This is a genomic window from Quyinboa ferrireducens, assembly GCF_042436675.1.
Lineage (GTDB): Bacteria > Bacteroidota > Bacteroidia > Bacteroidales > UBA5342 > JBHJHP01.
Genome location: NZ_JBHMVA010000002.1, coordinates 135,612 through 148,781, shown reverse-complemented (window position 1 = coordinate 148,781; position 13,170 = coordinate 135,612). Strand labels below are relative to the sequence as shown.

The window sequence follows — 13,170 nt, the reverse complement described above, 5'->3', positions numbered from 1 at the left end:
ATGTAAGTTTTTGTAGAAGAAATATGAAAACTGTGTAAAATCTCCACACGAATTACGAAAATCCGGGACTATTCGAATTTTTAAATGCGTCTTGAGAATATTTCCTAAATGAATTAAAAAAATTGTGACCGACAAAGCTTTAATCAGCAACTTTTCTGTATCGGTAATGTCCGATTATTTTGTATTTAAACAAGCAATCAGCCAACTCCTGCCCCTGGCCAATGTTATGCACAACCATCAGGTTCGATTTGTCATTATTTAACCGATTTACAACAATTCCAATATGTGTAACATTGCCACCCAGATTCCAGCACACGATATCTCCGGCTTTATAATCTGATCCAATATCTGTAAGCGGTAATTCCTCACCGAAGCGGCTAAAAAATACCATTAGATTAGGTACTCTGCGGTGATCAATATTTTTATCGGTGCGTGAAAGTCCCCAGATTTTAGGATATAACCCGAAATTATCTTTCATATCTTCATGAACCTCTTTCTGAAGATCAGTGCCTACTTTCCGGTACGCGCGAATAATAACATCTGTACAAACACCTCTGTCAGAAGGGACATCTCCGTTTGGATAAGGTATGGAAAAGTATGATGGATCATACAACACATCATCTTTTGTAAGTTGTAAAGTGGAATCAGCCAGAGAAGTGTAAAATGCTGAATCCTGCGCTGATATAAGCAAACAGAATCCTGTAAACACTGATATTATAAAGAACTTCCTCATTATTCGTTCATCATCCCTGATCCAATCTTTTTCCAGTCTTTGGTTTTAATGATAGCGAGTTTTTCGTTTTTAAGGTCAAAAACGGATACATACTTCCGGCTAAGCACATAATGTAAATCCCACTCCACCTGATCTTTATAGAGTAACAATGTACATATGTCCGTCGGATCAATTGCCTCAGAAATAAAATGCTTGTGCAAGGTTGCATTTTGGGTGGTATCCATCCCGGCTTTTGTGCTTAGTTTCACCAATGACTTGTGTATGCGTTCCACACCACGGTATTTATTATTTTTATCAAAACGCAACTGGTAGTCATTTCCAAGAATTATTACATCACCCACTTTTGAGCCGGACATAACATATACACAACGTTCATGGTTATTTATTACCGGGAGCAATGTAAACGACACTCCGTCGTAATAGGTGAAATAACCATCCTTATTAACTTTAATCTTTTCAATGGCCTTTTCACGCATGGTTATCAGGTCATCTTCCAATTCAGTAGGAACCAGTTGTCTTGTTTCCGGAATCCCTGCTATTTTATCCGGTTGTGATGCTGCAAAATGGTAGCGGGCTAAAATCTGAGTAGAATCAAAATGATAATAAATAATGGTATTAATCTCATTTCCATTGATGTATGACAGATAACCATTTGCTTTCTCTGCCTTGGCAGGAAATTGTTGCAAGAAGTGTGTTGTTGCCACTACAGATGCTTCCTGAAGAGTATAAAGCATCTTTCCTTCCTTAAGAATTTTATCTGCATCCGGTTTTTTGGCAGCCACTGCTACAGAAAAGAATAATATTACCAGTAAAGCGCTGTATTTCATTTTATAAATTTTGGTTCAACAAGATACAATATCCTAATCAGGATACATGAAAAAATAAGACACATATTTTTTAAAAAGTAATTCACTAACTGATGAACGATAAAAACAATTTTCTGTTACATAAATACGTAATAATTGAGCAGTGCAATCGTATTATTTCGTTTGGATGGAATCAATCCTTTTTTTACTTTTGCACGCGGTTTCGGGGTGACTGACAAACCCCAACATTCATTTCGGGGAAGCCCGTAAATAAAAAAAACAGATAAAATGCAGGAGTTTAAGCCTATCAAACTTGTACTGGAAGACGGAACCGTATTCAAAGGAAAATCATTTGGTTATCATCAATCTGTCGCCGGAGAAGTTGTTTTTAACACCGCCATGACCGGTTACCCCGAGAGTTTAACAGATCCATCTTACAAAGGCCAGTTACTGGTTGCCACCTATCCACTCATAGGAAATTATGGTGTTCCCGGTGATGAAAAAGAAAATGGAATTCCCCAATTCTATGAATCGGATCAGATTCATGTGAGTGCTTTTATTATTTCAGAATATTCCACTGAACACAGTCACTGGAATGCGGATAAAAGTCTGGGAGACTGGCTGAAGGAACATAAAGTTCCGGGTATGTTTGGTATTGACACCAGGGCACTGACCAAGATTATACGTGAAAAAGGTGTAATGTTGGGGAAAATCATAGCCGATGATGCAGATGTTGATTTTTACGATCCTAACCAGGATAATCTGGTGGATATGGTGAGCTGCAAAGAAAAAATAGTTTACGGAAATGGTCAGCATAAAGTAGTTTTGGTTGATACCGGAGCTAAATATAACATCTTCCGCTGTCTGCTCAGAAGGGATACCACATTAATCAGAGTACCGTGGGATTATGATTTCACGCAGGAAGATTATGATGGCATCATGCTTTCGAACGGTCCTGGTGATCCTGAAGTATGTGAAGCTACGGTACAAAATATTCGTAAAGCGTTGGATGATGACAAACCAATCTTCGGTATTTGCTTAGGCAATCAGTTGATGGGACTGGCTGCAGGCGGAGGAACGCACAAACTTAAATATGGTCACCGCAGCCATAATCAGCCGGTAAGGGAACTCGGAACAAACCGCTGCTACATCACATCACAAAACCACGGATTTGTGCTGGATACAGAATCGCTTAAAAAAGACTGGGAACCTTCTTTTGTAAACGTAAACGACGATACAAACGAAGGCATCAAACACAAAAGCAAACCATTCTTTTCCACTCAGTTCCACCCCGAAGCATCAAGTGGTCCTACAGATACAGAATTTTTATTCGATGTATTTATTGACAAGATCGTAGATTACAAAAACAATAAAAAGTAATCTTCTTACAATACCATCATTCGCTAAGAGAATGATCTGAAAGGGGTTTTTTCATAAAACTCCTTTTTTAGTCTGGTTACAAACCAAAAATATTAACAACACTCCGGAATGGGAAGAAAAAAGAATCATCCTTTGCTTGAGAACATCGAAATTACAGATGTTGGAACCGAAGGAAAAGCCCTGGCAAGGGTTGACAACATGGTAGTATTTACCAAAAACGTTGTTCCCGGCGACGTGGTTGACATACAGGTCAACAAAAAACGTAAAAAATACATGGAAGGTTTTGTCACGGCCATCCACAAAAAGTCAGCGGTCAGAGCTGAACCCAGATGTGAGCATTTTGGTGTTTGTGGCGGTTGTAAATGGCAGAACCTGCCTTACGAAGAACAACTTCGGTATAAAACCAGACATGTTAAAGATTCCCTTATCCGGATAGGGCATCTGGATATTCCTGAAGTAAAGCCAATCCTGGGTTCAGAAGATATCTACTATTACCGGAACAAAATGGAGTATACGTTTTGTAATAACCGTTGGGTAACTGCCGAAGAACTTCAGGAAGGCCATGAAATCGAAGACTGGCGGGCTGCAGGTTTTTATGTTCCGGGGCGATTTGACAAAGTTCTTGACCTTCACACCTGCCATTTGCAGGCTGAACCAAGCAATGCAATCCGGAATGGGCTAAAGGAATTTGCCGTAAAAAAAGGATATTCATTTTTTGATCTGAAAGAACAAACCGGTTTTTTAAGAACATTATGGGTCCGGACATCCTCAACCGGAGAGATCATGATAATAGTGGTATTCAATGAGAACCGGAAAAATGAAATTGCGGAAGTCATGGAATACCTGAAAAACACTTTCCCTGAAATTACTTCGCTAACGTACTGCATTAACAGCAAAGGAAATCCTGTAATCAGTGATCTGGATATTAAAACATATTCAGGGAAGGATCATATTATGGAAACCATGGAAAACCTTCAATTTAAGATCAGTCCAAAATCCTTTTATCAGACCAACAGCAAGCAAGCATACACGTTATACAGCGTTACACGTGAATTTGCAGAACTTACCGGAAACGAAACAGTTTACGATCTCTATACCGGAACAGGAACCATCGCCAATTTTGTGGCAGCTAACGCCAAAAAGGTCATTGGAGTTGAATATGTAGAAGATGCCATTATCGATGCACGACAAAATTCAGAACTGAACGGAATAACTAACACCTCCTTTTTCGCAGGCGATATGAAAGACATTCTGAATGATGAATTCATAGCCAGTCACGGCCAGCCTGATGTAATTATTACGGACCCTCCCCGTGCCGGCATGCATCCCGATGTGGTTCAGACCATTATGAATTCAAAGCCGAAACGTATTGTGTATGTAAGTTGCAATCCAACCACGCAGGCGCGTGATCTGGAAATGATGTCAGATATGTATAACGTAATAAAAGTACAGCCGGTCGACATGTTCCCTCACACAGCCCATGTAGAGAATGTGGTTCAGCTTGAACTAATTAACCCTTAAAGGGTTTTAACATGTGATAAACACACTGCAATGAAAATAACAGATTTAAACCCCACAGTTATCTGGCACTATTTCAATGAAATCTGCCAAATTCCAAGGCCTTCAAAAAAGGAAGAAAAAATTATTGCTTATCTCGTTGAGTTTGGTAAATCACATGGTTTAAACACGCGGACGGATAAGGCCGGAAATGTACTTATCAGCAAGTCTGCCACAGCTGGTTACGAAAACCGGAAAACTGTTATTTTACAGTCGCATGTAGATATGGTATGCGAAAAAAACAGCGATACTGTTCACGATTTCGATAAAGATCCTATTCAGCCATTTATTGATGGTGATTGGGTCAAAGCAAAAGGAACAACACTTGGTGCAGATGATGGCATTGGTGTTGCGGCTCAGCTTGCAATTTTAGCAGCTGATGATTTAGTACACGGACCAATTGAATGCTTGTTCACAACTGACGAGGAAACAGGTTTATCAGGCGCATTTGCCCTGGAAAAAGATTTTATGACCGGAGAGATTCTGCTGAACCTTGACAGTGAAGACGAAGGAGAATTATACATGGGATGTGCCGGTGGAATTGATACGCTGGCACTGATGGAATTTCTGAAAGAAGAAGTTCCTCAAAACATGCAACCGTATACAGTGACAGTTAAAGGTTTAAAAGGCGGGCATTCAGGCGATGACATCAATAAGGAATTGGGAAATGCGAATAAAATTCTGAACCGATTTCTCTGGGAATGCAATAAAGAATTTGGTATTAAACTATCCTCTTTTAACGGTGGGAACCTGCGCAATGCGATTGCCAGGGAAGCGCAGGCAGTTATTCTGATTCATAAAGATAAAACTGAACTGATGCAGAAGAAATTACCGGTTTACATTAGCGAAATTAAATCGGTATTTGAAGCAACAGAACCGGATTTTAAAATGGAAATCCTTGAAACCGGCAAGCCTGAGTATATTCTTGACAGGGATGCACAGAACAAACTTATGAATGTCATTTATGCATGTCCTCATGGCGTGTTGGGCATGAGCAAGACGATTCCCGGATTAGTTGAGACTTCCACCAATCTTGCTTCTGTGAAGATGAAGGACGATACCCACATTGAAATTGTTACCAGTCAGAGAAGCTCAGTTGAGGCAGCCAGAAAAGGAGCATCACAAATGCTTAGAAGTGTATTTAGCCTTGCCGGAGCAACCGTAAAACATTCCGATGGTTATCCGGGTTGGAAACCTAATCTTAATTCGCCGATTTTAAATATTTCCGAAGAAACATATATTAACACATTCAACACCAAACCGGACGTTAAAGCAATTCACGCCGGGCTGGAATGCGGGCTGTTCCTTGAAAAATATCCCTATCTGGATATGGTATCATTCGGACCTACCATTAAAGGCGCTCACTCTCCGGATGAACGCATTCATATTGAAAGTGTTAATAAATTCTGGTTGTATCTTACTGAAATACTTAAAAAGATCCCAAAAACCTGATTTTTTTACTATTCTGTATTTTTTCACTCTAATAGTGAGGAATTTTTCTCTTATAAGATTGCATAAATAATTCATTTATTAGTGTTTAACCCAAAGTCAAACACTTTATTGTTTTTATAAGGATCAAGTTAAGATAATATCAAATTGTCGCTATATTATTTTAACTAATTCCAAATAGCCTGTTTCAAAATACTAATATTAAGATATTTACACACTTCATTAACTATTTTTTTACTTAATAATTTTGTTACAAACAAAACACTTCATAATTTTATCCTAGTTTTCCTATAGGATATATAGTTTATAATTATGGTTATGAGAACAAAACATTTTTTAATAGGATTAAGTCTGATGCTGCCACTTATAGTGTCAGCACAGCAAAAGGAGACATTTAAGCTTGATAAAAGTAATCTCCTTATTAAAGGTACATCATCGTTGCATGACTGGGAGATGGAAGCAAAAGATGTAACCTGTTTTACTGCGACAGAGTTTGAGAACAACGAATTAAAGGCTTTCGAATCCATCAATTTTGTTTGTAAAAGTAATTCACTTAAAAGTGACCATTCCATGATGGACGATAAAGCACATGATGCGCTTAAAGCCAAAAAACATCCGAACATCATGTTCAAACTTGATGCAAGTTCAATTAAAAACAACAGCAGTGACAAATTCGATGGAACGCTGAATGGAACACTTTCGCTTTCAGGTGTCTCCAAAAAAATCAATGTTCCTGTATCCGGAATTATGAACAGCAATAATCAGTTTGAAGCCAAAGGATCATTAAAACTCAAAATGTCTGATTACAATATCGATGCCCCCACTGCCATGTTTGGCACCATAACTACAGGCGATGTCATTACAATTGAATATGATTTTATTTTCACAAAAACCGAATCACAGGTTTTATCGGAGAACAATTAATAATTATAATTTTTTTAACGTTTCTAAAAAATTCAATTATGAGAAATTTAATAGCAGCAGTGCTTATTGTGCTGACCGGAGTTACCGGATTTGCACAGAATTTTGAAGCTCCTAAGCTGGATGCATCGAAATTCGAAAAAGTGAAGGCAAAAGTGGGAGGCGATTTTGCTATTCAGTATCAGGCTCTGAATCACTCAATTAACGGAAGTTCGGATTCTTTAATTGATTTAAAACACAACATCAATCTTCCGACTGCCAACTTTAATATTACGACCGATTTAGGCCCTGGTGTTCAATTATATATGAACACATTTCTTTCTTCGCGTCATCATAATGATGCATGGGTGGAAGGAGGTTATCTGACAATCGACAATCTTCCCTTTTTACCTGCAGCTGATCCGGTGATGAAATACCTGACTATTAAGGCTGGTGTTTTCAATCCAAACTATGGTGATGCACATTTCTATAGAAGCACTAATGCTCATGTGGTTGATAACCCGTTTGTAGGGAACTGGATCATGGATTCGTATACCACTAACCCGGGAATGGAAATTATGTATCGTAACAATGGCGTCCTGGCTATGGTAGGAACCAACAACGGAAGAATGAACTACGGTCGTGGAAATGATCTGGGTAAAGACCTGGTTTTCCTATGGAAACTTGCTTATGACAAACAGTTCACAGATGATTTCAGAGGACGTGTTTCATTATCCGGATACCATGTGCCGGAAGGGCATAGTGGTTCTACATTATGGGGTGGTGACCGTTCAGGCGCCAGATATTATAACGTAATGCAGTGGACGGGATTAAATGACAATTTCCGCTCCGGACGATGGGATCCAGGCAGTGAGCAGACACAAATGAACAGTTATCAGGCCAATATTTTTGCAAAATTTAAAGGACTGGAAGTATTTGGAATATTTGAAGATATGAAGGGTGTAAGGTATACTCTAAATCAACATTTTACTCAGACAGCAGTTCAGGCAATATATCGTCTCGGCGACTTCTATTTAGGAACACGTTGGAACAATGTATCAGACAATAACGGTTCAACGGTAACCAGGCTGAACCTGGGAGGAGGATGGAATATGTTAGACAACGTACTCGTTAAAGTAGATTATGTGAATCAAAAATACAGTGGTCCGGCAAAACATGTAGTTGGCCAGGATAAAAATAACAGTTACATAGCCCAATCACTTGACGGTGGTAAATTTAATGGCGTAGTTGTTGAAGCAGCTATTTCATTCTAATTTTAATAGTTCTTTTACAAGAAAAAAACCGCACCATCGTGCGGTTTTTTTTCCTCTATATGTTAATTAGAAAATTCCATATTATCATTTTAACAGTATTGTTCAGCTGTTTTTGTACCGCACAAAGCAAATCGGGGTACGATACTGGGAGTATTGATATATCAGGAACCTCAAACATCAATACCTTTTCATTTCATAATACAATAAAAAGCCATGATGTTAACTCGTTTATTTATGAAGCAGATTCTACGCAACACCCTGAACTGATTCATAAATTATCAATTGAAGTTGCTGACTTTGAGAATGATAATGTGACCTTAAGAAAAAATTTTCTAAATCTGCTCAAATACCCTGAGTTTCCGTATATCTATATCACGGTAAGTCAGAACAAGTTGAATCAGGTAGAACCTGACACGGAAAAATTATCCGTAAAATTAAGCTTAACAGGCATAACCAGGAATTACAAGATTAATTGCTATGTCGTTCCACTTCCCGATGGTACATATACAATCTCAGGGAAACACTGCATACATTTAAAAGATTTTGGGCTGGAACCACCATCAAAATTTTTTGGATTAATCAAAGTAAATAACGATGTTTACGTTAATTTTGTGATCAGGACAAACACACCTCAAAACTACTATAATGAAATTCAGCACTAAAACGCGTTACGGATTAAGAGCAATGATGGAGATCGCTAATTCAGATCAGAAGACAGGGATCTTTCAGAAAGATATTGCAGCTAATCAGAATATTTCTTTGAAATATCTTGATCACATTATCCATGCCCTTAAAGTTGCAGGATTAATTACCAATGTTCGCGGGAAAAAAAGCGGTTATATCCTAACCAAATCACCTTCCAAAATAACTGTCTTCGATATTCACAGTGCCTTTGAACCTGGTATTTGTGTCATCGACTGCCTGTCGCGTAATATTAAATGCGAACGCGAAAACATTTGTGCTGCCAAAGGATTCTGGGGCAAACTTAACAACCAGATTGTAACATATTTCAAAACAGTAACCTTAAAAGAGCTGATTAACGAACAGATTAATCTGGATGATGGTACCCCTATTCCCTGTTGTTAAATTCGTTTGTTGCTTTATCCAGAAATTCAATAAAATTGTCCACATCCAAATCGTACGCTTTGGGTTGCTCTAAAAGATTCTCATTGTTATCTAACAGTACATAGTAAGGTTGTGAATTGACTTTATACCTGCTAATCTGAAAATCTGCGTACTTCTTACCCAGCGTTTTTTTCACTTTACCATCAAATGTTGATGTTATCCAATCAGTTTCAGGAAGTTTCGTTTTGTCATCCACATACAATGCCACGATCACAAAATCCTCCTTGAGCCTTTTCAGCACCTTGGGATCCGACCATACCCTGTCTTCCATTTCACGACAGTTCACACAACCGTGACCGGTAAAATCGATAAATAAGGGTTTATTTTTTTCACGTGCGCAAGCCAGGGCCTGGTCATAATCGAAATAACCTTCGAGACCGTGGGGCAAATGCAAAAACTCAGCATATTTAGGTTTTTCACAAATGGTCTGTGAATCGTCCGTTTCGGCAACAGAGATCTTTTCCTGCATAATCCGGGTCAAATCAAAATCGTGTGTTGAACGAGGCGGAAGATATCCTGCCAGTGCTTTTAAAGGTGCTCCGAACATTCCTGGTATAAGATAAACCACAAAGCTAAAGGTAACAATTGCCAAAGCCAAACGTGATACTGTAACATGCTTAACGTCACTGTCATGTGAAAACTTAAGTTTACCCAGAAAATAAAAACCGAGCAATGCGAAGGTTACAATCCAAATCGCCAGATAGATTTCCCTGTCAAGAATACCCCAATGATAGGTTTGATCCGCCACACTCAGAAATTTCAAACCAAGTGCAACCTCGACAAATCCCAATACAACCTTAACCGTATTTAGCCATCCACCCGATTTTGGCATCTTTTTCAGATATCCAGGGAAGAGTGCAAAAAAGGTGAACGGGAGTGCAAAAGCCAGTGAAAAACCTAACATTCCAACAATTGGAGTCAGCACAGCACCACCTGCACTGGCAACCAAAATAGCCCCCACAATAGGCCCGGTACAACTAAACGATACCAACACCAGTGTAAAAGCCATAAAAAAGATCCCGATCAGACCACCCTTCTCTTCATTTGCAGTTGATTTGTTGACGATCCACGAAGGCATTGTAATTTCGAATGCGCCAAAAAAAGATGCCGCGAAAACCATAAAAATAATGAAGAACAGAATATTAGGCAGCCAATGGGTACTTAAAAAATTGGCAAAATTCGCACCAAAGGCAAGAGCAACAACAGTTCCAACAATGGTATAAATCGCAATAATGGATATGCCATATACCAATGCATTAAACTTGCCGCGTGCCTTATTTTCGCTTCCCTTTAGAAAAAAACTCATGGTCATTGGGATCATCGGGAATACACATGGTGTAAAGATAGCAGCCAGTCCCCCTAAAAATGCCAGGAAGAAAAACCCCCATAAACCGGTTTGATCCGTTGCACCGGACTGAGACAGATCTGTTGCCTGAACCTGAGTTGTTTCTGTATTTTTTGTTTCAGGCACAACCTGAGCCTGGGCCTCTCCCACCTCATATTCAAAATCATAGTCATCAGGTGGTATACAGCGTTCATCATCACATGTCATGAATTCAACATAACCTTTAACCAGTATATGGTCAGGATCAGTTACCTTAAAGGTCTGAATAAAATCTACTTTCCCTTCAAAGTATTGCAGATTCATATTAAAAGACACATCAAATTTTTCAATTGGCTTTTTTGATGTATGAATCTCACCTACCGGTTCCAGTCCGTAAATAGTATCATAATTAAATGAGGTAGCAATCGGGCCGTTATCAGGAATCTTTGTAGAATATAAGTGCCAGCCTTCGTCTATGTTGGCTGAAAATATAAGATCAATCCTGGAATTCGCCTTTATATCTGTTGAACTGAGTCGGGATTCCCATTTTACAGGTTTTACAATCTGTGAAAAAACAGAAATAGGGAGTACAATAAATAAAAGTGCAGCTGCAAGTGTTTTTCTCATGATTAATAACTATTTTTAAACTGAAATTTTAGTTTTTAATAAATTGTAAAAAATATACATAAATAACCATTTTTTTTCGATATGGTTTTTTTTTAAATGTTTTTTAATAAATACGCAGACATTTAGATGCCTGAAAAGCTTATAAAAATAATACTACTGAGTTGTTTCCTCTGGATTTTTAATCTAACACATGCTGCAGAGATGAAACACGTACTGGTATTGCATTCATACTTCCCAAATCAGGGATGGACCAGACTTGCCAACGAAGGAATAATGTCCACGCTCCATAAAGAAAAGGATCTGGCGATTACAGTAGATATTCGGTATCTTGATATGAGAAATGATACCAGTAAAGTCCGTTTGACTGATATTAAGAATGATTTGCACGATGAGTATCCGGATTCAGGAGATGTGGATTTACTGATTATTGTGGATGACCTTGCGTTCCAGTTTGTGAATGAAAAAGGCAACGAATTATTTCCTGATGTTCCCATTGTATTTTGCAGTGCTAAAAACTACAAATCTGTGGATTACGGGAACAGGCCTGTTACCGGAGTAAATGAATCCATAGGTTTTGTTAAAAATATACGTCTGGCAAAGCAATTGTTGCCCAAAACAACTACAGCTTTATTACTAAACTCTGAAAACCTTCCAACCGGCAAAGGGCACCTGGCTGAATTTGAAGAATTTCCCAAAGAGGTGGATGGTGTTGAAATAAGGCTTTGGAAGGATCACACTAAAAACTCGTTACTGGATGCTTTAAATGACCTTCCTGAAAATTCTGTTTTGTTTTATGGAATTACCAGTTTCACAGATGACCGGGAACTTGACCTGATTGTTAATTTACACGATTTCAGCTTCTTTACTGATAACACCGATGCTGCTATTTTTTCGCACAACTACGACCTTATCAATAGTGGAATAATGGGAGGATACACCATAAAAGCGGAAGATATTGGAGAAGAGACTGCAAAAATGGCTATCGAATATTTAAAGGGAAAACCTATTGATAAACTTCCGGTTAAACTTGTTACTTCAGATCACCTTACGCTGAACTACAATGCGTTGAAGAAGTACAACATACCGATGAAGAACTTCAACAACAAATCCATCCTGGTAAATTACAGTCCCAGTTTCTGGGATCAACATAAAAACATTGTAATATCCATTATTATAATTTTTATTATTCAGCTAATCTTTATCGTTATTCTGTTAGAGCAGCGCCGTGCACTTCAAAAGTCCCATATTGAACTTAAATTAGCTCAAAAATCAGCAGAGGAAAGTAATCAGATGAAGAAAGTTTTCCTAGCAAACATGAACCATGAAATCCGAACCCCTTTAAATGCGATAATCGGTTTTTCAAATCTGCTGTATGAGGAAAACCTTACTGAAAAGGATAAAACAAAATATTTGAATCTGATCAATGAAAACTCAGAAAACCTGCTGAATATTGTAGGGGATTTACTTGACCTTTCAAAAATTGAATCCGGAGCTCTTGAGTTGTTTCCCAGAAAGGTAAATGTAAATCAACTTATTAAAGAAATTTACGACACATCTAACATGCTTAAATTTGAGCAGGAAAAGACGAGCTTGAAGTTTATACAGGTAGAACCGGATACAGATGATAAAATTTCAATTTATACGGATCCTTACAGGTTAAAACAAATCCTGTATAATCTGGTTATAAATGCTATAAAAAACACTGAAGAAGGAGAAATAAAACTGGGATATGAATTAAATGGTAAAGATGTGAAGTTTTTTGTGGAAAATCCCGGGCTACATTTAAATGCAAAAGAAAAAGAACGGATTTTTGAACCGTTTTATCATCCCTTAAAAGCATATAATATTTTTAATAACAGCCTGGGAACCACCCTTTCATTGATGTACCGTTTAGCAAAATTATTAAATGGCTCGCTCACAGTTGATGACATCCCTGGTGACGGTACAGTTTTTATTCTTTCTTTGCCTTTAACGCAAAATGATTCTAATTAATTA

The 13,170-nt window shown here is 38.1% G+C and carries 11 protein-coding genes; 8 read left to right on the top strand and 3 right to left on the bottom strand.

The features are described 5' to 3' along the window. Positions 1 to 139 precede the first annotated feature (139 nt). The gene (locus tag ACE01N_RS04055; RefSeq protein ID WP_380585092.1) at positions 140 to 733 is read right to left on the bottom strand and encodes a DUF1287 domain-containing protein; all 594 of its coding nucleotides are present in this window, start codon (positions 731 to 733) and stop codon (positions 140 to 142) included. Then, positions 733 to 1,560, bottom strand: coding sequence for a hypothetical protein (locus tag ACE01N_RS04050; protein ID WP_380585090.1), 828 nt, complete (start codon positions 1,558 to 1,560; stop codon positions 733 to 735). Before ACE01N_RS04050 ends, ACE01N_RS04055 begins: the two co-directional genes overlap by 1 nt. Positions 1,561 to 1,827: 267 nt before the next feature. On the opposite strand from ACE01N_RS04050, the gene carA reads away from it, so the two are divergent. From carA to ACE01N_RS04015, 7 genes are all read left to right on the top strand, one after another. Beyond that, positions 1,828 to 2,919 carry a glutamine-hydrolyzing carbamoyl-phosphate synthase small subunit gene (carA, locus tag ACE01N_RS04045; RefSeq protein WP_380585088.1) on the top strand — a complete coding sequence of 364 codons (1,092 nt, stop codon included), beginning with the start codon at positions 1,828 to 1,830 and terminating at the stop codon, positions 2,917 to 2,919. Between the two features lie 108 nt (positions 2,920 to 3,027). Then, a complete protein-coding gene (gene rlmD, locus ACE01N_RS04040) occupies positions 3,028 to 4,440 on the top strand; it encodes a 23S rRNA (uracil(1939)-C(5))-methyltransferase RlmD (RefSeq protein WP_380585086.1) in 1,413 nt (470 codons plus the stop codon). Between the two features lie 30 nt (positions 4,441 to 4,470). After that, a complete protein-coding gene (locus ACE01N_RS04035) occupies positions 4,471 to 5,928 on the top strand; it encodes an aminoacyl-histidine dipeptidase (protein WP_380585084.1) in 1,458 nt (485 codons plus the stop codon). Between the two features lie 315 nt (positions 5,929 to 6,243). Next, positions 6,244 to 6,849, top strand: a complete 606-nt coding sequence (locus ACE01N_RS04030) for a YceI family protein (protein ID WP_380585082.1) — start codon at positions 6,244 to 6,246, stop codon at positions 6,847 to 6,849. 38 nt (positions 6,850 to 6,887) lie between these two features. Further along, a complete protein-coding gene (locus ACE01N_RS04025; RefSeq protein WP_380585080.1) occupies positions 6,888 to 8,099 on the top strand; it encodes a hypothetical protein in 1,212 nt (403 codons plus the stop codon). A gap of 59 nt (positions 8,100 to 8,158) precedes the next feature. Next, complete coding sequence (locus ACE01N_RS04020; RefSeq protein WP_380585078.1) at positions 8,159 to 8,761, top strand: YceI family protein; 603 nt, start codon at positions 8,159 to 8,161, stop codon at positions 8,759 to 8,761. Beyond that, complete coding sequence (locus ACE01N_RS04015) at positions 8,745 to 9,185, top strand: RrF2 family transcriptional regulator (RefSeq protein WP_380585076.1); 441 nt, start codon at positions 8,745 to 8,747, stop codon at positions 9,183 to 9,185. The genes ACE01N_RS04020 and ACE01N_RS04015 overlap by 17 nt, the downstream gene beginning before the upstream one ends. Here ACE01N_RS04015 and ACE01N_RS04010 read toward each other — a convergent pair. After that, positions 9,169 to 11,175 (bottom strand): protein-disulfide reductase DsbD family protein, encoded by a 2,007-nt coding sequence (locus tag ACE01N_RS04010; RefSeq protein WP_380585074.1) that lies wholly within the window; start codon positions 11,173 to 11,175, stop codon positions 9,169 to 9,171. The genes ACE01N_RS04015 and ACE01N_RS04010 overlap by 17 nt on opposite strands. 201 nt (positions 11,176 to 11,376) lie before the next feature. Between ACE01N_RS04010 and ACE01N_RS04005 the strand changes: the two genes are divergently transcribed. Next, a complete protein-coding gene (locus tag ACE01N_RS04005) occupies positions 11,377 to 13,167 on the top strand; it encodes a sensor histidine kinase (protein ID WP_380585072.1) in 1,791 nt (596 codons plus the stop codon). Positions 13,168 to 13,170 lie beyond the last annotated feature (3 nt).